The sequence below is a fragment of the Mesorhizobium sp. M0217 genome (assembly GCF_040321955.1).
Classification (GTDB): domain Bacteria; phylum Pseudomonadota; class Alphaproteobacteria; order Rhizobiales; family Rhizobiaceae; genus Mesorhizobium.
On record NZ_JAMYSN010000007.1, the window covers coordinates 224,172 to 243,652 of the forward strand.

21 protein-coding genes are annotated in these 19,481 nt (G+C 63.2%); 16 read left to right on the forward strand and 5 right to left on the reverse strand.

What is annotated here, in order from left to right; translation table 11 throughout:
- The first annotated feature begins 131 nt into the window (after nucleotides 1-131).
- On the forward strand, nucleotides 132-1,088 hold the full coding sequence (locus NKJ18_RS14875; RefSeq protein ID WP_023672326.1) for a DUF1402 family protein: 957 nt from the start codon (nucleotides 132-134) through the stop codon (nucleotides 1,086-1,088).
- A 132-nt stretch (nucleotides 1,089-1,220) separates the two neighbouring features.
- Here NKJ18_RS14875 and NKJ18_RS14880 read toward each other — a convergent pair whose 3' ends face one another.
- The 3 genes from NKJ18_RS14880 to NKJ18_RS14890 form a co-directional block, all read right to left on the reverse strand.
- Nucleotides 1,221-2,438, reverse strand: a complete 1,218-nt coding sequence (locus NKJ18_RS14880) for an NAD(P)/FAD-dependent oxidoreductase (protein WP_023819885.1) — start codon at nucleotides 2,436-2,438, stop codon at nucleotides 1,221-1,223.
- Between the two features lie 16 nt (nucleotides 2,439-2,454).
- The gene (locus NKJ18_RS14885; RefSeq protein WP_023672328.1) at nucleotides 2,455-2,769 is read right to left on the reverse strand and encodes a MocE family 2Fe-2S type ferredoxin; all 315 of its coding nucleotides are present in this window, start codon (nucleotides 2,767-2,769) and stop codon (nucleotides 2,455-2,457) included.
- Between the two features lie 84 nt (nucleotides 2,770-2,853).
- Nucleotides 2,854-3,957, reverse strand: coding sequence for a fatty acid desaturase family protein (locus NKJ18_RS14890; RefSeq protein WP_023684067.1), 1,104 nt, complete (start codon nucleotides 3,955-3,957; stop codon nucleotides 2,854-2,856).
- 174 nt (nucleotides 3,958-4,131) lie between these two features.
- Between NKJ18_RS14890 and NKJ18_RS14895 the strand changes: the two genes are divergently transcribed.
- The 12 genes from NKJ18_RS14895 to NKJ18_RS14950 all read left to right on the forward strand — a co-directional run bounded on the left by NKJ18_RS14895 (nucleotide 4,132) and on the right by NKJ18_RS14950 (nucleotide 13,628).
- A complete protein-coding gene (locus tag NKJ18_RS14895; protein ID WP_023710442.1) occupies nucleotides 4,132-5,163 on the forward strand; it encodes a LacI family DNA-binding transcriptional regulator in 1,032 nt (343 codons plus the stop codon).
- A gap of 373 nt (nucleotides 5,164-5,536) precedes the next feature.
- Complete coding sequence (locus NKJ18_RS14900) at nucleotides 5,537-6,478, forward strand: sugar ABC transporter substrate-binding protein (RefSeq protein WP_023684065.1); 942 nt, start codon at nucleotides 5,537-5,539, stop codon at nucleotides 6,476-6,478.
- A 107-nt stretch (nucleotides 6,479-6,585) separates the two neighbouring features.
- The gene (locus tag NKJ18_RS14905; protein ID WP_023710443.1) at nucleotides 6,586-7,662 is read left to right on the forward strand and encodes an ABC transporter permease; all 1,077 of its coding nucleotides are present in this window, start codon (nucleotides 6,586-6,588) and stop codon (nucleotides 7,660-7,662) included.
- Nucleotides 7,663-7,664: 2 nt separating this feature from the next.
- The gene (locus NKJ18_RS14910; RefSeq protein ID WP_027049093.1) at nucleotides 7,665-8,447 is read left to right on the forward strand and encodes an ATP-binding cassette domain-containing protein; all 783 of its coding nucleotides are present in this window, start codon (nucleotides 7,665-7,667) and stop codon (nucleotides 8,445-8,447) included.
- Between the two features lie 113 nt (nucleotides 8,448-8,560).
- The gene (gene iolG / locus NKJ18_RS14915; RefSeq protein WP_023672333.1) at nucleotides 8,561-9,556 is read left to right on the forward strand and encodes an inositol 2-dehydrogenase; all 996 of its coding nucleotides are present in this window, start codon (nucleotides 8,561-8,563) and stop codon (nucleotides 9,554-9,556) included.
- Nucleotides 9,557-9,586: 30 nt separating this feature from the next.
- Nucleotides 9,587-10,381 (forward strand): SDR family oxidoreductase, encoded by a 795-nt coding sequence (locus NKJ18_RS14920; protein WP_352710622.1) that lies wholly within the window; start codon nucleotides 9,587-9,589, stop codon nucleotides 10,379-10,381.
- A gap of 71 nt (nucleotides 10,382-10,452) precedes the next feature.
- Nucleotides 10,453-10,716: a type II toxin-antitoxin system Phd/YefM family antitoxin gene (locus NKJ18_RS14925; protein ID WP_023672335.1), complete on the forward strand. Its 264-nt coding sequence runs from the start codon at nucleotides 10,453-10,455 to the stop codon at nucleotides 10,714-10,716.
- The gene (locus NKJ18_RS14930; protein WP_023823981.1) at nucleotides 10,713-11,135 is read left to right on the forward strand and encodes a type II toxin-antitoxin system VapC family toxin; all 423 of its coding nucleotides are present in this window, start codon (nucleotides 10,713-10,715) and stop codon (nucleotides 11,133-11,135) included. The genes NKJ18_RS14925 and NKJ18_RS14930 overlap by 4 nt, the downstream gene beginning before the upstream one ends.
- 258 nt (nucleotides 11,136-11,393) lie before the next feature.
- Nucleotides 11,394-11,519, forward strand: coding sequence for a hypothetical protein (locus tag NKJ18_RS14935; protein ID WP_280938682.1), 126 nt, complete (start codon nucleotides 11,394-11,396; stop codon nucleotides 11,517-11,519).
- Nucleotides 11,520-11,609: 90 nt separating this feature from the next.
- Entirely contained in the window at nucleotides 11,610-12,701 is a 1,092-nt protein-coding gene (locus NKJ18_RS14940) for a 3-deoxy-7-phosphoheptulonate synthase (protein ID WP_352758541.1), read from the forward strand.
- A gap of 74 nt (nucleotides 12,702-12,775) precedes the next feature.
- Nucleotides 12,776-13,135 carry an ArsR/SmtB family transcription factor gene (locus NKJ18_RS14945; RefSeq protein WP_023672338.1) on the forward strand — a complete coding sequence of 120 codons (360 nt, stop codon included), beginning with the start codon at nucleotides 12,776-12,778 and terminating at the stop codon, nucleotides 13,133-13,135.
- Nucleotides 13,113-13,628 carry an SRPBCC domain-containing protein gene (locus NKJ18_RS14950; RefSeq protein ID WP_023748280.1) on the forward strand — a complete coding sequence of 172 codons (516 nt, stop codon included), beginning with the start codon at nucleotides 13,113-13,115 and terminating at the stop codon, nucleotides 13,626-13,628. Before NKJ18_RS14945 ends, NKJ18_RS14950 begins: the two co-directional genes overlap by 23 nt.
- A gap of 115 nt (nucleotides 13,629-13,743) precedes the next feature.
- Here the strand turns inward: NKJ18_RS14950 and NKJ18_RS14955 are convergent, their stop codons facing one another.
- On the reverse strand, nucleotides 13,744-14,379 hold the full coding sequence (locus tag NKJ18_RS14955) for a LysE family translocator (protein ID WP_352758543.1): 636 nt from the start codon (nucleotides 14,377-14,379) through the stop codon (nucleotides 13,744-13,746).
- 127 nt (nucleotides 14,380-14,506) lie between these two features.
- Here NKJ18_RS14955 and NKJ18_RS14960 point away from each other — a divergent pair, with 127 nt between their 5' ends.
- On the forward strand, nucleotides 14,507-15,199 hold the full coding sequence (locus tag NKJ18_RS14960) for a helix-turn-helix transcriptional regulator (protein ID WP_352758545.1): 693 nt from the start codon (nucleotides 14,507-14,509) through the stop codon (nucleotides 15,197-15,199).
- A 12-nt stretch (nucleotides 15,200-15,211) separates the two neighbouring features.
- Here the strand turns inward: NKJ18_RS14960 and NKJ18_RS14965 are convergent, their stop codons facing one another.
- Nucleotides 15,212-16,321: a Gfo/Idh/MocA family protein gene (locus NKJ18_RS14965; protein ID WP_352758547.1), complete on the reverse strand. Its 1,110-nt coding sequence runs from the start codon at nucleotides 16,319-16,321 to the stop codon at nucleotides 15,212-15,214.
- Nucleotides 16,322-16,534: 213 nt separating this feature from the next.
- Between NKJ18_RS14965 and NKJ18_RS14970 the strand changes: the two genes are divergently transcribed.
- Both NKJ18_RS14970 and NKJ18_RS14975 read left to right on the forward strand, forming a co-directional pair.
- Entirely contained in the window at nucleotides 16,535-17,380 is an 846-nt protein-coding gene (locus NKJ18_RS14970; RefSeq protein ID WP_023672343.1) for a MurR/RpiR family transcriptional regulator, read from the forward strand.
- A 154-nt stretch (nucleotides 17,381-17,534) separates the two neighbouring features.
- The gene (locus NKJ18_RS14975; protein ID WP_352519347.1) at nucleotides 17,535-19,469 is read left to right on the forward strand and encodes a bifunctional 5-dehydro-2-deoxygluconokinase/5-dehydro-2-deoxyphosphogluconate aldolase; all 1,935 of its coding nucleotides are present in this window, start codon (nucleotides 17,535-17,537) and stop codon (nucleotides 19,467-19,469) included.
- Nucleotides 19,470-19,481: the final 12 nt, after the last annotated feature.

Sequence of the window (19,481 nt, forward strand, 5' to 3'; positions counted from 1 at the left end):
CGTCTTGCCGGGTGCAAGGGCGCTCTCGACTCAACCGGGAGCACTCCCTAGTTTGCGCGGCAATTCTCTAGACGCAATTCCGGACGGAAAACCGTTTCACACTTTTCCTGGAATTGCTTGGGCGGCGGCGCATGAAAAAACTGATCCTTGTCATTCTCGGCTTGACGCTGGCGGCGACGCTGTTCGCGGCCGACGCGGCGACACTGGTGCCGGCGGGCAACCGCAATGCCGTGCAACCTGACATACCGGGCGCCTCCAGCCGCCGCACCCAGGCCACCAACACCACCTTCCAGGCCAAATACCGCAAGGTCTACGCCTTGCTTCAGAACGACGCCGAACTGCGCGCCAAGATCAGGAAGGCCGCCGCTGCCTACGGCATCAATCCTTTGCACATCGTCGGCGCCATCGTCGGCGAGCACACCTACAATGTCGACGCCTACGACCGGCTGCAGACCTACTACGTCAAGGCGATTTCCTACCTCTCCAGCAAGCTGTCCTTCGCCTATGACGGAGAGGACATCACCGATTTCGTGCAGCGGCCGGAATTCAAGAAGTGCACGATGTCGGACAGCTACGACCTGTGGGAATGCCGCGAGCAGGTGTGGAACCGCTCCTTCCGCGGCAAGACCGTCGGCGGCACAAGCTTTCCCAACGACCGCTTCGGCGCAACCTTCTTCCAGCCCTACTATGCCGGCCAGACCTTTGGCCTCGGCCAGCTCAACCCGCTGACCGCGCTGCAGATGAGCGATCTCGTGCACAAGGTGTCGGGGCTGCCCGAGCTCGATGTCGGCGATCCCAATGGGGTCTACAAGACCATCATGGATCCGGACCTGACATTGCCCTACGTCGCAGCGACGATCAGGAAGTCGATCGACGCCTACAAAAACATTGCCGGCTTCGACATCTCAGGCAATCCGGGGCTGACCGCCACGCTCTACAATGTCGGCAATCCCGAGCAGCGCGCCTATGCGCTGAAGGCCGAGAACGACAAGCGCCGCGCGGCGGGTGAGGCGGTCAAACTGCCCGAGGAGAATTATTACGGCTGGCTGGTCAACGACAAGCTGGACGAGCTGAAGGCGCTGTTTTAGCGGGCTTAGCTCAGCCGTCTACCTCCCCCTTTGTGGGGAGGTCGGACCGCAGGTCCGGGTGGGGGCCGGTGCCGCACCCCCGCCCCGCTGCTTCGCAGCGACCCTCCCACAAGGGGAGGGTAAGTCAGTCCTTCACGCTGCCAGCAACGACTTCAGCTTCACATCCGGCGACCCCAACGCCTCCGGCGCCGGCCTAGCCCGCTTGGCGATCAGCATCTCGGCCAGCCTGATGTCGCGCGCCACGGCATTGCCCGTACCGAGGCCGCTCGCCGCCACCAGCCTGCCATCCTCGGCCAGATGAAACAGAATAAAAGCACCGTCGCCGAGATCGCGGCGGACCGTGCTTTTGCCCTCGTCCGAAAGGCCGGCGACCTGCAGCGACAAACCATACTGATCCGACCAGAACCATGGCACCGCGGCATGCGCTTCGCGGGCGCCCAGCATGTTCTTCGCGGCCAGCGCACCCTGTTCCTGCGCATTGCGCCAGGCTTCCAGCCGCACCCGCCGGCCAGCATAGACAGCGAGCGGAAACGAGCAGCAATCGCCGGCGGCGAAGATGTCGGGATCGATTGTTTGGAGTTCGCCATTGACGGCGATGCCGTTATCGACGGTCAGGCCCGCTTCCGCGGCAAGCCCGGTCACCGGCACGGCGCCGATGCCGATGACGGCGAGATCGGCGACGATGTCCTGCCCATCGGCGAGCATGATGTGCACCTCAGCGCCGTCGTCGGCGATATCAGCGATGCCCTGACCGGTGAGCACGGTCACGCCTTCGGCCTCATGCGCCTGATGGATGATTTCAGCGATCTCCGCCGGCACCCCGCGCAGGAGGATGCGCGGCTGCGCCTCAATGACCGTGACGCTGGCCCCGAGCTTGCGCGCCGAAGCGGCGAGCTCCAGGCCGATAAAGCCACCACCAATGATGGCGATGCGGTTTGCCGGGCTGAGGTGGGCGCGAATGGCCAGCGCGTCGGCAAAGGTGCGGAGGTAGACGCAGCGCGACCCCAATCCCGGCATCGGCAGCTTGCGCGGTGTCGAGCCGGTCGCCAGCAGCAGCTTGTCGTAGGGCAGGGCCGAACCGTCCGATAGCCGCACCATATGCGCCGGGCGGTCGATCGCCACCGCTTGAACGGAATGGATATGCCGGATCGATTTCTCGGCCAGAATTTCGTCGCTGGCGATCGTCTTGATCTCGGCCGCGTCGCTCGTCATTGCGTCCTTGGACAGGGGCGGCCGCTCATAGGGCAGATGGGGTTCGTCACCCACCAGCGTCACCGGCCCGTCATAGCCCAGTTCGCGCAGAGCAAGGGCTGCCCGCCCGCCGCACTCGCCGGCGCCAATGATGACCATTCCCGCCTGCATGGTCCTACCCGATCTGGATCAGCACTTTGCCGGCCTCGACCTTTACCGGATACGTGGCGAGATTGACGCAAACCGGCGCGCCCCGTGCCGCCCCCGTCTTGTAATTGAAGCGGCCATTGTGCTTGGGGCACTCGATGATGTCGTCCATCACCAGCCCGTCGGCCAGATGCACCTTTTCGTGCGTGCACAGGCCATCGGTGGCGAAGTAGTCGTCATCGGGGCTGCGATAGATGGCGAAGGTGCGGCCGCCATGATCGAAGCGCATCACATCTTCTTCGTCGATGTCGCCGGCGGCGCAGGCTTCGATCCAGTCGCTCATGTGTTCCTCCCAAAAGCAATTCCAGGAAAAGTGCGTTGCGGTTTCCGTTCGGAGTTGCGTCAAAACAAAAGCTTAATCGCGCGATCATTCCGCCGCGGCGGCGACGACGTCGTTGTGGAATTCCTCGCGGTACGGCCGCGCCGTCGGCGGCAATTCGCGCTTGAGGAAATAGTCCTCGTTGCGCAGCTGGCGCAAAAAGGCCGGGATCATCTCACGATAGCCGGCCAGGATCGACGGCGTCGGCGCCGGCAGATCGTGCTTGATCAGCGCATGCAGTTTGGGCAGCGCATGATAGGGCACCATCGGGAACATGTGGTGTTCGACGTGATAGTTCATGTTCCAGTAGATGAAGCGGCTGACCGGGTTCATGTAGACGGTGCGGCTGTTCAGCCGGTGGTCGACGACATTTTCGGCGAGCCCGCCATGCTGCAGCAGGCCGACCATGACATGATGCCAGGCGCCGTAGAGCCGGGGCAGCCCGACCAGCATCAGCGGCAGCCATGAGCCGAAATACAGTGCGATCGCGATGGTGACGGCATAGATGGCCGTCCAGATTCGGGCGATGCGAATGGCTTTAGGCTGCTCCTGTTCGGGGATAAAAGTCTTTTCCGCCGCGCTGATATTGCCGGCGGCGTTGCGCAGCATGTCCGACATCGCCTTCCAGGCGTCGATCACGCCGACGAAAGCAAGCGCGACGCGCAACAGGTCCGGCGGGCGCATCACCGAGATTTCCGGGTCGCGGCCGACGATGATGGTGTCGGTGTGGTGGCGGGTGTGGCTCCAGCGCCAGGTCACCGGATTGCGCATGATCATGAAGCAGGCGATCTGGTAAACCGCGTCGTTCATCCACTGGGTGCGGAAGGCGGTGCCGTGGCCGCATTCGTGCCAGCGTGAGTCGGTGGAGGAGCCGTAGAGCACGCCATAGACGAAGAAGAACGGCACGCACCACCAGCTGCCCCAGAACCAGGCGCCGCCGGCGGCACTCAGGATCAGCGCGGCGAGCCAGATCGTGGTGTCGCGGATCGCCGGCCCATCGGAGCGCTGCATCAGCTCCTTCATCTGCTTGCGCGGAATATCGGTGTGATACCACTCGGCCGCCGACAGGCCGGTCTCGACGGCGAGCTTGGCGTCGCGGCCGATCAGGCTGTAGTCGCGCCGGGACGGTGGTGTGGATAGTGTCGCTTCCATAGGGGCTGCCTCCGTCGGCCACAGCATCCGTCAGGACGGATATGTCCATTACAGGCGCCTGTGTCCGAGCGCAAAATAGCGCCATGCGGTGATAGTCTCAATATCACAAAGATAGTTTCTATCATTTTCCATCAGAACGATGTAAGCAGTTGCAGGCACTCATGCGGGACAGTCATGGCAAAACGGCCAACCATCACCGATCTGGCGCGCATCTCCGGCGTTAGCGTCGCCACTGTCGACAGGGTGCTGAACAACCGGCTGCCGGTGCGCGAGGAAACCGCGCGCCGCGTCTATGAGGCGGCGACCGGCATCGGCTACCACGCCGCCGGGCTGATCAAGCGGCGCATGCGCCAGGAATTGCCGGAATACCGCCTCGGCTTTCTGCTGCTGCGGGGCAATGATGTTTTTTACGGCGATTTCGCGAGGGAGCTAGAAATGGCGGTCTCGCAATCGCAGCGCTTCCGCGGCGTCGCCACCATCGATTTCGCCAGCTCGCTAGCCGCCGACGAGATCGCCGCCCAGATGCGCAAGCTGGCAGCGAAATCCAGAGCAATCGCCGTTGTCGGTCCGGACCATCCGACGCTGACGGCGGTCGTGGAGTCGCTGAAAGCGAGGGGGCAACCTGTCTTCTCGCTGCTGTCCGACTTTGCCGCTGGCATCCGTGAGGGATATGTCGGCCTCGACAATCGCAAGGTCGGTCGCACCGCGGCCTGGATGATCGCCAGGGCGGCAAAGAACCCCGGCAAGGTCGCCCTTTTCGTCGGCAGTCATCGCTTCCACGGCCATGAACTGCGCGAGATCGGATTTCGCTCCTTCTTCCGCGAACATGCGCCGGACTTCACGGTGATGGAAACGCTGGTCAATCTGGAAGCCAACCAGGTCACCCACCATGCGATGATCGATCTCCTGGTGCGGTATCCGGATCTTGCCGGCTGCTATGTCGCCGGCGGCGGCATGGAAGGCGCGGTCTCGGCGCTGCGCGCAGCGAAGCCCGCAAACATGCCGGTGGTCGTCTGCAACGAGATCAACGCCGAATCGCGCGCGGCACTCGCCGACAACATCCTGACTATGGTGATCTCGACGCCGCTCGCCGCCTTGTGCCGCGAGCTTGTCGACCTGATGGCGCATTCCATCGAGGCCGGCGCCGCCAACGCGCCGGGCCAGACCTTTCTGCCCTTCGACATCTATCTGCCGGAAAATATCTAACGCGTTGCCGCGCCGACCCGTTCGGCGTGGGCTCTCCCGGCGATGATAGAATCTATCAGATTCTGCCTTCAGACTCGGCCTGGGCCGCTGTCGGCCTTGATTCGACGTGAAATTGCGGCGCGGCGACCGAAAATCCGCTTTCCGACTTAGGAATCGCTCTTGACGTCTCGCGAAAAAATGGAATAAATATTTCATCAGATTGGTATTTTGGTTCTTTCGTTCCGGAACATCTGTTTCAAACTGGGAGCCTGGCGTTCCATCCCTTGGACAAAACGCCATACGGAACAGGAAGGCATCAGGGAGAGATTCCTCGGGCTATCGGGGATTCCGGGTAGATCGGTGCAGCCGGACACCAATGTGGAGGAGAAACACAATGAAGAAACTGATTTTGGGCGTCGCCTTTGCGGCGCTGATGAGTTCGTCCGCTTTTGCCGCCAAGGTCGGCGTGTCGATGGCCAAGTTCGACGACAACTTCCTCACCGTGCTGCGCAACGGCATGATCGAGCAGGCCAAGGGCATGAGCGGCGTGGAACTGCAGGTCGAGGACGCGCAGAACGACGTCGCCAAGCAGCTCGACCAGATCAAGAACTTCGCCGCCTCGGGCGTCGACGCCATCATCGTCAACCCGGTCGACACCTCGGCCACGCAGGCGATGTCGGACGCCGCCGCAGCCGCCAAGATCCCGTTGGTCTATGTCAACCGCCAGCCGGTCAATGTCGACACGCTGCCGGACAACCAGGCCTTCGTCGCGTCGAACGAGGCCGATTCCGGCACGCTCGAGACCAAGGAAGTCTGCCGCCTGTTCACCGAGGCCGGCAAGAAGGAAGCCAATGTCTATGTCATCATGGGCGAGCTTTCCAACCAGGCCGCCGTGCAGCGCACCAAGGACATCGAAGAGGTGATCGCCACGCCGGAGTGCAGCTTCATCAAGATCATCGACAAGCAGACTTCGAACTGGAACCGCGACGAAGCGCAGAACCTGATGACCAACTGGCTGTCGACCGGCAAGCCGTTCGACGGCGTCATCGCCAACAATGACGAAAGCGCCATCGGCGCCATCCAGGCGATGAAGGCCGCCAACATCGACATGAAGACGGTCGTCGTCGGCGGTGTCGACGCCACGCAGGACGCGCTTGCCGCCATGCAGGCCGGCGACCTCGATGCCACCGTGTTCCAGGATGCGGCCGGCCAGGGCGCCGGCGCTCTGGACGCAGCGCTGAAGCTCGCCAAGGGCGAGAAGGTCGAGCACAAGGTCTACGTGCCCTTCCAACTCGTGACGCCAGCCAACATCGACAAGTTCCTGAAGAAGAACTGAGCCGGCGACTCCTTCGACTAACGGAGCGGCGCATCAATCGCGCCGCTCCCGTTTCCCTCACCGCCCTTACGTGCGGGAGGGCAAATGCCGCCTCACGGAGGACAGACATGTCACAGACATCTCATGGCGTCGGCGGGGTCAGCTATGACGCGAAGAGGCGGACATGGCCGGCCGAATTCAACGTCTTCCTGGCGCTGGTCATTCTGGTCGTCATCTTCGAAATGATCGGCCGCATCTTTCTTGGCGACAGCTTCCTGTTCAACACGCGCGACAACGTCGCCGGGATTTTCAATGAGGCCCGCCTGCAGATCATCATCCTGCAGGTGTCGATCGTCGGCATCATCGCCATCGGCGTCACGCAGGTGATCATTTGCGGCGGCATCGACTTGTCCTCGGGCTCGATCGTCGGCGCCACCGCCATGATCGCCATGAGTTTTGCCCAGGTGGCGACGGTCAACGGTAACCCCAACCCCAAGGCGATGTTCCTGGCGCAAGGCTGGACCGACCTGCCGGTCGTCGTGCCGGTACTGGTCGCCATCGGCTGCGGTCTGCTCGCCGGTCTCGTCAACGGCTCCTTGATTGCATACACGCGCATTCCGCCGTTCATCGCCACGCTCGGCATGATGGTGACCGCGCGCGGCATTGCCAAATGGTGGTCCAAGGGTCAGCCGATCTCGTTTCCGACCGAAAGTTTCGCTGGTATCGGCAAGGGCCTGATGCCGGTCATCATCTTCCTGTCGCTGGCGGTGCTGTTCCAGCTGATCATGACCTACACACGCTACGGCAAGCACTGCTACGCCATCGGCTCCAACGAGGATGCCGCGCGCATGTCGGGCATCAAGATCGCCAACCACAAGATCCTCGTCTATGTCATTGCCGGCATCCTCGCCGCGCTGGCCGCCGTCGTGCTCTCCTCCAAGAACCTGACAGCACAGTCCGGCATGGGCGTCATGTACGAGCTCGACGCCATCGCCATGGCGGTCATCGGCGGCGTCTCTTTGTCGGGCGGCCGCGGCTCGATCGTCGGCACCGTGATCGGCTCGCTGATCTTCGGCGTCATCATTTCCGGCTTCACCTTCCTGCGCCTCGACGCCTACTATCAGGAGATGGTCAAGGGCGTGATCATCGTCGGCGCGGTCGTTCTCGACCAATGGCGCCAGCGCATGCGGGCATTGAGGGCTTGACCATGCCAGATATCTCCACGACAGACATCGTCCTGAAGACCGAAAACCTGACCAAACGCTATGGCGGCGTCCATGCGCTGGAAGGCGCGAATTTCGAGCTGCGCAAGGGCGAGCATGTCGCCATCATGGGCGACAATGGCGCCGGCAAATCCACCTTCGTGCGCCAGATCACCGCCGTCGAGCAGCGCACCAGCGGCCAGATCTGGTTCGACGGCAGGGAAGTGAATTTTGCCGGGCCGATCGAAGCGCGCACGGCGGGCATCGAGACCGTGTTCCAGAACCTGGCGCTGGCCGACGATCTCGACGTGCCGTCGAACCTGTTCCTCGGCCGCGAAAAGGTGCTTTTCAATCTCGGCCCGTTCTCGATCCTCGACCGCAAATACATGCGCAAGGCGACCGAGGCGGCGCTGATCCGCACGGCAGTGAAAATCCCCAATTTGTCCAACACCATTCGCCACATGTCGGGCGGCCAGCGCCAGTGCGTTGCGATCGCCCGGACCGCGACCTTCGCCTCCAAGCTGATCATCATGGACGAGCCGACGGCAGCCCTTGGCGTGCAGGAGACGGCGCAGGTCGAGAACATCATCCGCACGCTGAAGGACAATGGCGAGCCGCTGATCCTGATCAGCCACAACATGCGCCAGGTGTTCGACCTGTGCGACCGCATCGTCGTCTTCCGGCGCGGCCGCATCGTCGCCAACCTGCGCAAGGAAAACACCGACGGCAACGACATCGTCTCCTACATCACCGGCGCCAAGACCGGGGAGGCGGAACTCGCGGCCTGAACAGGATGGTCATCCTGTTTTCTGGCGTGCTCGAAAAATTATCTTGCCACCTTTCTCAAAAGGAAGGTGGAGACACAACTCTCTCGAACCCATCCCCCTAGAGGAAATACCCCATGACTGTTCGTTTCGCCCTCCTCGGTGCCGGCCGCATCGGCAAGGTCCATGCCCGCGCCGTCGGCTCCAACCCGCAGGCCAGACTGGTGGCCGTTGCCGACGCTTTTGAAAAGGCGGCGACCGAGTTGGCAACCGCCTATGGCGCCGAAGTGCGCACCATCGACGCGATCGAGAAGGCCAAGGACATCGACGCCGTGGTCATCTGCACGCCGACCGACACCCATGCCGATCTGATCGAGCGTTTCGCCAAGGCCGGCAAGGCGATCTTCTGCGAGAAGCCGATCGACCTCGACGTCAAGCGCGTCGAGAAGTGCCTGGCCGTGGTCGACAAGGCCAAGGCGACGCTGATGGTCGGCTTCAACCGCCGCTTCGATCCGCACTTCGCCGCCGTGCGCAAGGCGATCGACGACGGCGCCATCGGTACTGTCGAGATGGTCACCATCACCTCGCGCGATCCGGGCGCGCCGCCGGTCGATTACATCAAGCGCTCGGGCGGCATTTTTCGCGACATGACCATCCACGATTTCGACATGGCGCGCTTCCTGCTCGGCGAAGAGGTGGCGGCGGTCAGCGCCCATGCTTCGGTGCTGGTCGACAAGAAGATCGGCGAGGCCGGCGATTTCGATTCGGTCAGCGTCATCCTCGAAACCGCGTCCGGGAAGCAGGCCGTCATCTCCAATTCGCGCCGCGCCACCTATGGCTACGACCAGCGCATCGAGGTGCATGGCTCCAAAGGCATGGTCGCCGCCGAAAACCAGCGGCCGGTGTCGATAGAGGTCGCCAACGAGAAGGGCTATACGCGCCCGCCGCTGCACGATTTCTTCATGACCCGCTATCTCGACGCCTACGCCATCGAGATTGCCGCTTTCATCACTGCTGCAACCTCGGGCAAGAAGGCATCGCCGAGCGGCGCCGACGGCCTCGTGGCGCTGAAGCTGGCCGATGCCGCGCTGAAGTCGGCGACATCAGGCAAGACCGTCCGTCTCGACAAGTAAGAACCGGAACCAAGGCACAGGAGCAGAGCGATGAGCACATCCGCCGATCGCAATTCGAACACGCGCGCCATCGTCACCGGCGGTGCGCAAGGCATCGGCTTTGCCGTCGCCGAAGCGCTGGCCGACGAGGGCTGCAAGGCGCTGGCGCTCATCGGCCGCTCGCAGGAGAAGGGCGACAAGGCGGTCGCCCACTTCAAGAAGGCCGGCGTCGATGCGATCTTCATCAGCGCCGACGTCTCGAAAGTGGCCGACTGCAAGCGTGCCGTCGCCACCGCCGTCTCGCATTTCGGCACCATCAACGCGCTGGTCAACGCCGCAGCCACCTCCGCGCGCGGGTCGCTGGTCGAAACCTCCGAGGAGACCTTCGACCAGATTTTCCACACCAATGTGCGTGGTCCCTTCTTCCTGATGCAGGGCGTGGTGGCGCATCTGCTGGACAAGAAGGCGCCGGGCTCGATCGTCAACGTGCTGTCGATGTCGGCACATTGCGGCCAGTCGTTCCTTGCGCCCTATTCCTCGAGCAAGGGCGCGCTGGCGACGCTGACCAAGAACGTCGCCAACGCCTATCGTTTCAACCGCATCCGCTGCAACGCCGTGCTGCCGGGCTGGATGGACACCGAGGGCGAGGACATCGTGCAGAAGAAATGGCACGGTGCCTCCGACGACTGGCTGGCAAAGGCAGAGGCCGGCCAGCCCATGGGCCAACTGGTGAAGCCCGACCAACTGGCGCGGCTGATCAGCTACATGGCCAGCCCGCAATCCGGTGTCATGACCGGCTCGCTGGTTGACTACGACCAGAACGTCGCGGGGACCTCGCCGGAGTAGCCTCAAACCCTGTTGCAGCAACATCGCCATTCCCACATAGTCCTGATAGTCAGGCTAGTCACGAGCATGCGATGCTAACGTCATCCAAAGACACCAACTGGACGGTTGCCGGGGCAAAAGCCCGGCTCTCCGAGGTCATCGAGCGCGCACAGTCCTTGCCGCAGACGATCACCAAGAACGGCAAACCAAGCGTGGTTGTCGTCTCGGCCGAGGAATGGCAGCGCAAGATCGCACGCAAGGGTACGCTTGCCGAGTTCCTGCTGGACTCGCCGCTGCGCGGCGCCGATCTCGAGCTTGAACGTCAGCGCGACGAACCGCGTGACCTGCCGCAGTGAGACTGCTGCTCGACACGAATGTCCTGTCCGAGGTGACGAGGCCAGCGCCTGACGCACGTGTCCTGGGCTGGCTGGACGAGCTTGATGAGGACCGCTCCTTCATCAGCGTAGTGTCGATCGCCGAGATCCGGCGCGGCGTCTCTCTGATGGACGAGGGCCGCAAACGCGAGGCGCTGGCCGAATCGCTCGCCCGGGACCTGCCCCAGCGCTTCGAACAGCGGGTTTTGCCGGTGGACGATGCGGTTGCCTTGGCCTGGGGCGACCTGATGGGTCTTGCGAAGCGCCGCGGTCGTGGTCTGTCGTCGATGGACGGCCTGATCGCAGCCACTGCGATTGCGCACGAGCTCACCTTGGCAACGTGCAATACGAAAGATTTCGAAGGCTTTGGGCTTGAACTCTTCGATCCCTGGACCGCATGAGCCGCTCCGCGTTATACGTGTTGGCGATTGGCGAAACCGCCGGCACTTCGTCATCCACGGGCGGAGCAAGGAGCGTAGCGACGCAGCGCAGACCCGAGGATCCATGCCGCGACTTCAGAGCGCTGCTACGGTCCAGAATTCTGCTCCGCCGCACTCCACGGCCCAGGTCACGGAATGGATCCCAGGGTCTCCGCGACGGAGCTTCGCTCCTGCTCCGCCCAGGGATGACGAAATCGCGAGGATTCGGCCCATCCCGAATTGTCTCCGCATACCCCACGTGACAAGCGCCTCGGCATCGACTATATGAGCCTCATGATCAACCTGACCGCCACCTATTGGTACTTTACGAGCTCGCTGGCGGCGGGAGGATTGCGCTCGATCTGAAGATTGCAGCAACAAGTCCGAACAGCCGCCAGACCTGGCGGCTTTTTTGTATCAGCCGGCAGGTCTCCCTAAAAACAGGAGCAGAAAGCCGTGTTGACCACCACAGACGATCTTCGGGTCAAGGAAATCCGAGAATTGAGCACGCCGGACCAGGTGATGCAGGAGATCCCGCGCACGCTGACGGCAACGCGCACCGTGAGCGCCTCACGCAACGCCACCCATGCCATCTTGAACGGCACCGACGACCGGCTGCTTGTCATCGTCGGCCCGTGTTCGATCCACGACCCGGTCGCGGCCGTTGACTATGCCAGCCGGCTAGTGGCGCTGCGCGAGACCCTGTCCGACCGGTTGGAGATCGTCATGCGGGTCTATTTCGAAAAGCCGCGCACGACCGTCGGCTGGAAGGGCCTGATCAACGACCCCGACCTCGACGGCAGCTTCAACATCGACAAGGGGCTCAGGATGGCGCGCAACGTGCTGTCGGCGGTCAACAATCTCGGCCTGCCCGCAGCGACCGAATTCCTCGACATGACGACGCCGCAATACATTGCCGACCTCGTCGCCTGGGGCGCCATCGGCGCGCGCACCACCGAGAGCCAGATCCACCGCGAACTGGCTTCCGGCCTGTCCTGCCCGGTCGGCTTCAAGAACGGCACCGACGGCAATCTCAGGATCGCCGCCGAGGCGGTGAAATCCGCCGCCCAGCCGCATCATTTCATGGCGGTGACCAAGGGCGGACGCAGCGGCATTGCGACTACTACCGGCAATGAGGACTGCCACGTCATCCTGCGCGGCGGCGTTCAGCCGAATTACGATGCGGCGAGCGTCGAGGCGGCCTCGGTCGAACTTGCCCGCATCGGCGTCGCCCCCCGTCTGATGATCGATGTCAGCCACGCCAACTCGAGCAAGAAGCCGGAGAACCAGCCGAAGGTGGCGGCCGATGTCGCCGGCCAGGTGGCAGCAGGGGACGAGCGTATCATCGGCGTCATGATCGAGAGCAATCTCGTCGCCGGCCGGCAGGACGTGGTATCAGGCAAGCCGCTCGTCTATGGCCAGAGCATCACAGATGGCTGCATCGACTGGGCGACCACAGAGACTGTGCTGCACGGCCTCGCCGGCGCCGTAGAATGGCGCCGCTCAGCCCGCCGCGCCATGATGGAGAACCGGCCGGGCGCCGCCTGATACGAGGCGATGCGCGGGAAGGACGCTGCGGCTCCCCTTGCACCCAGCAACCGGTCTGCTAAATACTGAACCGTATGGTTCAGTATACCGACTTGGATTCCTCGTTCGCCGCGCTCTCGGACGCCACCCGGCGTGGCGTTCTGGAGCAGCTCGGACGCGCAGACGCTTCGATCACCGAGCTTGCCGGAAAATTCCACATGACCCTCACGGGCATGAAGAAGCACGTCGGCGTCCTGGAGCAGGCGGGGCTCGTCACCACGCAGAAGGTTGGCCGCGTGCGGACCTGCAAGCTCGGCCTGCGCGGACTGGAGGAAGAGGCGGCCTGGATCGAGCGGCACCGCCTGCTCTGGGACGCACGCTTCAACGAGTTGGACAAGGTTGTCGAGGAATTGAAACGGAAGGAGAAAGCCGATGCGCCAAAGAACCGAGAGTGAGCCCACGAACAACCGCACGACGGTCGAACGGAAGTCCGAGCGCGAGCTGGTCGTCACGCGAACAGTCAACGGTCCGGCGCGCATCGTGTTCGAGGCGTGGACGAAGCCCGAGCTGTTCAAGCAGTGGTGGGTGCCGAAGTCGATGGGCATGTTCCTGCGTTCATGTGAGATGGATGCTCGTACCGGAGGCACGTACCGCCTGGTGTTCGGCCACGACGCCTCGGACCTTCACGAATTCTTCGGCAGGTATATCGAAGTGACACCGCACTCACGCCTTGTCTGGACCAATGACGAAGGTGGTGACGGTGGACCCGTCACCACGCTGACCTTCGAGGAAAAGGGTGGCAAGACGCTGCTGGTCATGCACGAACTCTATCCCTCGAAGGAGGCTCTCGACGCGGCCGGTACCGGGGCGGCGGATGCGATGGGCGAGACGTTCGAGCAATTGGACGAGCTTCTCGTCGTCTTGGGCGAGAGCGTGAGGCGGTCATGACGTCAACGGTCTCGCGGGCGGGGTAGCTGCCGCCCTTGACGACGAAAAGACCGGGACAGTGATCCGCAAGCGCCGCGCCGAGGCGAAGAAAGGCGGCGTCATCGCTTGATCGGGATCACGCTGCCCTCAACCCTTCCCATGCCGTAAACACCGAGACCGCAAACAGCAGCAGTCCGGCCGCCCGGCCCGCAAAAGCGGTCGCCCGCGGATTGGCCACCAGCAGATTGCGGCTGCGGCCGGCGGTGATGGCGAGCCCGCCATAGATCGCGGCCTGAGTCGCCACCGTCAGCAAGCCCATGACCGTCGCCTGCATCCAGATCGGGCCGTAATCCGGCTTCAGGAACTGCGGATAGACGGCAAATATGAAGAGATAGGCCTTCGGGTTGATCAGGCAGGTCACCAGTCCCTGGCGAAAGGCCTTCCAGGCCGTACGGCTGCCGGCGGGCCCGTCATGGCCGACGGTGATGGAACTGCGCATCAGCGAGATGCCGATGAAGGCCATGTAGGCGGCGCCGGCTATCAGCAGCGGCTTGTACAGGATCGGTACGAAATGCATCAGCAGGCCGACGCCGATGGCGCCGTTCAGCGTGTGCACGATGCCGCCGACCATGATGCCGCCGGTGGCGGCGAGGCCCCGGTCGCGGCCGCCGGTGAGCGCATTGGCAAGCACGAACAGCATGTCCATGCCGGGCACGATGATGATGCCGGACAGCAGGATAAAGAACAGCCAGAGATTTTCCGCGTAACTCATGTCAGTTGCCTGTCGCTTCCTGCTGGGGTGCCGTTGAGGAATTTGTTGATTTTCAACCCGACAGGCAGTCCAATAAATCATTCCAACTGACGGGGATGTGTCAGTAGCGTTTCATCAGGGAGAGGAAATGCGCAAGGCGTCGCGGCTGTTCGAGATCATCCAGATCCTGCGGCTGGCGCGGCAGCCGGTGACGGCGGCCATGATCGCCGGGCAGCTGGAAGTCACGATGCGTTCGATCTATCGCGACATCGCCGCACTGCAGGCGATGCGCGTGCCGATCGAAGGCGGGCGCGGTATCGGTTATATATTGCGGCCCGGCTTCGACCTGCCGCCGCTGATGTTTTCGATCGAGGAGATGGAGGCGATCGTCCTGTCGCTGGCGCTGCTGGAGCGCACGGGAGACAGCGAGCTCAAGCAGGCGGCCAAGCGCGTCAGCGCCAAGATCGCCGGCGCCGTGCCGCCGCCGTTGCGCCAGGCGTTCGACGCCAACGCACTGCATGTCTGGGGGTTCGCTGCACCGGCAATCGGCACCATCGATCTGGCGCTGGTGCGCCGCGCAATCCGCGACGAGGAAAAGCTCGACCTGTCCTATCGCGACGGAATCGGCCGCGCCTCCGAGCGGCTGATCCGTCCGATCGCGCTGATCTACTATTCAGAGACCGCCAACATCGTCGCCTGGTGCGAATTGCGCCAGGCGATCCGCAATTTCCGCAGCGACCGCATCGCGGCTTGCCGGGCGACCGGGCTGCGCTTCAAGGGCGAAGGCGATCGCCTGCGGCAGGTCTGGGCCGATGGCTGGAACGCTGTCGCTGGCGGCTGAAACGAGCGGATCTTACCGCACCTCCACCCAGCGCTTCTCCTCGAACGACCTCGCCATCGCGTGCACGGTGCGCTCGATCTCCAGCCCTTCGGCAAATTCGATGACCCGTGCCGGCTTGCCGGCAAGCCGCGTCAGCAATTCGTGGCACTCGATGATCTTGAGGTCGTTGAAACCGAGCCCATGGCCCGGCGCCGGGAGGAAGGCGTCGTAAGGCTTGTGGTGCGGCGCGACCAGTATGGTGCGGTAGCCCTGTTCGGTCGGGCGATCGGCGGTGACGTAGAGCTGGATTTCGTTCATCCGCTCCTGGTCGAACAGGATCGATCCTTTGGAGCCGAAAATCTGTATGGCGATGCGGCCCTTGCGGCCCCAGGCCGAGCGGTTGACCAGCAGCGTGCCGGCAATGCCGTTTTCCAGATGCATCAGCACGCTGGCGATGTCGTAGGTTTCCACCGCACGGCGGCCGCCGCTGGCCAGCTTGCGGTCGACATAGGGCTTGGCCATGTCGCAGATCACTTTTGCGACGCGGCCGAACAGCGTCGAGACCAGCGACAGCGGATGCACGGCGAAATCGTCGAGCGCGCCATAGCCGGATGCGGCCTCATGCTTCCAGAAGAACAGCGCTTCGGGGTCGGCCATGAAGTCCTCGTCCATCTCGATGCGCAGATGGTTGACCTCGCCGATGATCTTTTCCTCGAGCAGCGCGCCGATGTGGCGGATGGCCGGGCTCTGTATGTAGTTGTAGCCAAGCGCTGCGACCTTGCCGGACTTCTTCGCCGCGGCCGCCATCGCCGCTGCTTCGGCAAAGCTCGGCGCCATCGGCTTCTCGCACCACAGATGCTTGCCGGCTTCGAGAATAGCGATGGCCATCTCCGGATGGAACTGATTGGGCGTGGTCAGCGAGACGATATCGACCTCGGGGTCGTTGACGACGGCACGCCAGTCGCCCGACGCCTTGGCGAAGCCGAACTCACCGGCCTTGCGCTTGGCCAGCTCCTCGTTGACCTCGCCGAGATGGACCAGCTTCGGCTTGGCGACATCGGGAAAGACGGCGCCGACGGCGCTCCACGCAATGGCGTGGCATTTGCCCATGAAACCCGTGCCGATAAGACCAACGCCGACCATTTCTTTCTCCCAATACCTGAAGCGATCGATGGATGAATTAGTCCATTTCTTCTCCGAATGGAATGTCTGCCTCATTTTTTATGGCCTTCTTGCGCAGGCTCGCTATGATGGGGCAGAGAGGACGTCACTTGAGTTAAAGAGAGCATGATGTCGTCCGAAAACCGCTGCACACTTTTCGGCATCATGCTCTAGATGAGCTTGGACGGGGCGACGATGGACGAACGGGTACCTCGCGACTTCGAGACGCTGCGCGCCACGATCCTCGATCGCCGTGAAACCTTGCCCAAGCGCATCGCCCAGATCGCCGCCTATGCGCTCGACAATCCCGATGACATCGCCTTTGGCACCGCCGCCAGCATCGCCGCTTCGGCGGGCGTGCAGCCGTCCACCTTGATCCGCTTTGCCCAGCAACTAGGCTTCGACGGCTTCACCAGCCTGCAGCAGGTGTTTCGCGAGCGGCTGCGCGAGCGCAATTCCTCTTATGACGAACGCCTGCAGGCGCTGCGCGCCAAGGCCGATGCGGGTGCTGGACACCGCGCCATCTTCGACGGCTTCGTCGCCGCCGCCAGCACTTCGCTCAACGACATCTCACGCTCGCTGGACGAGGCCCATCTGGAAGACGCAATTGCGCTGCTGGCCAAGGCCGAGACCATCTATGTCCTGGCCAAGCGCCGCTCCTATCCGGTGGCGAGCTACATCGCCTATGCGCTGGGCAAACTGAAGATCCGCAACCAGCTGATCGAATCCGCCGCCGGCCTCAATGCCGAGATGGTCGCCTTCGCCACGCCGGCGGACGCCGTCATTGCCATCAGTTTCTCGCCCTATGCGCCGGCCACCATCGAGGAGGCCCGCACCATTTCCGAACAGGGCGTGCCGATCGTCGCCATCACCGACAGTTCGTTTTCGCCACTAGCGCAGTTCGCCAAGGTCTGGTTCGAGGTTGCCGAGGCCGATTTTGCCGGCTTCCGCTCGCTGTCGGCCACCATGGCGCTGGCCATGGCGCTCACCGTCGGCGTCGGCGAGAAGCGGCGCAGCACGGGCAAGAAGCGTAAGGCCTAGGCCGGCGCCCGGCGCTCGAAATTCGCGGAAGGAATGCTCATTCCATATTGACTATAGATTGGAATTATTATTTCATATTCCCGGCGCCACGCTGCCGCTCGCGCGTGTCCCCCAACTACGTTGCTCAAGACAACAAGACCGACGGGAGGTTCCAATGAGCGAAGCCGTGGACGCCAAACAGGCGACGCTCGATGTCATCACCATCGGTCGCGCTTCCGTCGACCTTTACGGCCAGCAGATCGGCTCGCGACTGGAGGACATCGGCTCATTTGCCAAATCGGTCGGCGGCTGCCCGGCCAATATCTCCGTCGGTACGGCCAGGCTCGGCCTGCGCTCGGCGCTGCTCACCCGCGTCGGCGACGAGCAGATGGGCCGCTTCATCCGCGAGCAGCTGCGGCGCGAAGGCGTCAATGTCGATGGGCTCAAGACCGACCAGGAACGGCTGACGGCCCTGGTGCTGCTTTCGGTCGAGAGCGAAGGCGTCTCGCCAATGATCTTTTATCGCAGCGACTGCGCCGACATGGCGCTCGCCGAAGAAGACATCGATGAAGCCTTCATCGCCTCGGCCCGCTCGATCGTCGTCACCGGCACGCATTTTTCCCGGCCCAACAGCGACGCCGCCCAGCGCAAGGCGATCCGCATCATCAAGGCCAAGGGCGGCAAGGTGGTGTTCGACATCGACTACCGCCCCAACCTCTGGGGGCTCGCCGGCCATGCCGAAGGTTTTGAGCGCTATGTCAAATCCGACCGCGTCTCAGCCCAGCTGAAGACGGTGCTGCCCGATTGCGACCTCATCGTCGGCACCGAGGAAGAGATCATGATCGCCTCGGGCGCCGACGATTGCCTGAGCGCGCTGAAGACGATCCGCGCGCTGTCCAAGGCAACCATCGTACTGAAGCGCGGCGCCATGGGCTGCATCGTCTATGACGGGCCGGTCAGCGACGATCTGGAAGACGGTATCGTCGGCAAGGGCTTTCCGATCGAGATCTATAATGTGCTGGGCGCGGGCGATGCCTTCATGTCCGGTTTCCTGCGCGGCTGGCTGGGTGGCGAAGATCATGCGACAGCGGCGACCTGGGCCAATGCCTGCGGCGCTTTCGCCGTGTCGCGGCTGCTCTGCGCGCCGGAATATCCGACCTTCGAGGAATTGCAGTTCTTCCTCAGGAACGGCAGCAAGCACCTCGCTCTGCGCAAGGACGAGGCGATCAACCACATCCATTGGGCGACGACCCGCCGCCGCGATATCCCCTCGATGATGGCGCTCGCCTGCGACCACCGTGTGCAGCTTGAGGACGTCGCGGCAAAGACCGGCGCCGATCCGGCGCGCATCCGCGATTTCAAGGTGCTGGCGGTCAAGGCTGCGGCGAAAGTCGCCGCCGGCCGCGACGGCTATGGCATGCTGATCGACGAGAAGCATGGCCGCGAAGCGATGTTCGAATTCGCCCGCCACCCCTTTGCCTGGCTCGGCCGTCCCGTCGAACTGCCGGGCTCGCGGCCGCTGCGCTTCGAGTTCTCGCAGGACATCGGCTCGCAACTGGTGGAATGGCCGGTCGACCACTGCATCAAATGCCTGTGCTTCTATCACCCCGACGATCCGGCAGCGCTCAAGGAAGAGCAGCAGCAGAAGCTGCGCTCGCTGTTCGAAGCCGCGCGGAAGGTCGGCCGGGAGCTTCTGGTCGAGATCATCGCCGGCAAGCACGGCAAGCTCGACGAAACGACCATCCCGCGCGCCCTGGAAGAACTCTATGCGCTTGGCATCAAGCCGGACTGGTGGAAGCTCGAACCGCAGGCGTCGGCCGGCGCCTGGGCCAAGATCGAAGCGGTGATCCTGAAGCACGATCCCTGGTGTCGTGGCGTCGTGCTGCTGGGTCTCGAAGCGCCGCAGGACGAACTGGAAGCGGCCTTTGCCGCCACCGCCAAGGCGCCGATCGTCAAGGGCTTTGCCGTCGGCCGCACCATCTTCGTCCACGCCGCCGAACAATGGCTGGCGGGCAAGATGACGGATGACGAGGCTATCGCCGACATGGCCGCGCGCTTCGAACAGTTGACCGAAGCGTGGCTTGCCGCGCGTGGCCGTAAAGCAGCATAAAGGCGCGGCAAG

Bases quoted from the DNA above. Each gene is read 5' to 3' on its own strand.
- NKJ18_RS14970 (WP_023672343.1), top strand. From the start codon at position 16,535: ATGGACGAACGGGTACCTCGCGACTTCGAGACGCTGCGCGCCACGATC.
- NKJ18_RS14875 (WP_023672326.1), top strand. From the start codon at position 132: ATGAAAAAACTGATCCTTGTCATTCTCGGCTTGACGCTGGCGGCGACG.
- NKJ18_RS14950 (WP_023748280.1), top strand. From the start codon at position 13,113: ATGCGCCAAAGAACCGAGAGTGAGCCCACGAACAACCGCACGACGGTC.
- NKJ18_RS14905 (WP_023710443.1), top strand. From the start codon at position 6,586: ATGTCACAGACATCTCATGGCGTCGGCGGGGTCAGCTATGACGCGAAG.
- NKJ18_RS14895 (WP_023710442.1), top strand. From the start codon at position 4,132: ATGGCAAAACGGCCAACCATCACCGATCTGGCGCGCATCTCCGGCGTT.
- NKJ18_RS14910 (WP_027049093.1), top strand. From the start codon at position 7,665: ATGCCAGATATCTCCACGACAGACATCGTCCTGAAGACCGAAAACCTG.
- NKJ18_RS14900 (WP_023684065.1), top strand. From the start codon at position 5,537: ATGAAGAAACTGATTTTGGGCGTCGCCTTTGCGGCGCTGATGAGTTCG.
- NKJ18_RS14945 (WP_023672338.1), top strand. From the start codon at position 12,776: ATGGTTCAGTATACCGACTTGGATTCCTCGTTCGCCGCGCTCTCGGAC.
- NKJ18_RS14925 (WP_023672335.1), top strand. From the start codon at position 10,453: ATGCTAACGTCATCCAAAGACACCAACTGGACGGTTGCCGGGGCAAAA.
- NKJ18_RS14880 (WP_023819885.1), bottom strand. From the start codon at position 2,438: ATGGTCATCATTGGCGCCGGCGAGTGCGGCGGGCGGGCAGCCCTTGCT.
- NKJ18_RS14975 (WP_352519347.1), top strand. From the start codon at position 17,535: ATGAGCGAAGCCGTGGACGCCAAACAGGCGACGCTCGATGTCATCACC.
- iolG (WP_023672333.1), top strand. From the start codon at position 8,561: ATGACTGTTCGTTTCGCCCTCCTCGGTGCCGGCCGCATCGGCAAGGTC.
- NKJ18_RS14885 (WP_023672328.1), bottom strand. From the start codon at position 2,769: ATGAGCGACTGGATCGAAGCCTGCGCCGCCGGCGACATCGACGAAGAA.
- NKJ18_RS14965 (WP_352758547.1), bottom strand. From the start codon at position 16,321: ATGGTCGGCGTTGGTCTTATCGGCACGGGTTTCATGGGCAAATGCCAC.
- NKJ18_RS14890 (WP_023684067.1), bottom strand. From the start codon at position 3,957: ATGGAAGCGACACTATCCACACCACCGTCCCGGCGCGACTACAGCCTG.
- NKJ18_RS14955 (WP_352758543.1), bottom strand. From the start codon at position 14,379: ATGAGTTACGCGGAAAATCTCTGGCTGTTCTTTATCCTGCTGTCCGGC.
- NKJ18_RS14960 (WP_352758545.1), top strand. From the start codon at position 14,507: ATGCGCAAGGCGTCGCGGCTGTTCGAGATCATCCAGATCCTGCGGCTG.
- NKJ18_RS14920 (WP_352710622.1), top strand. From the start codon at position 9,587: ATGAGCACATCCGCCGATCGCAATTCGAACACGCGCGCCATCGTCACC.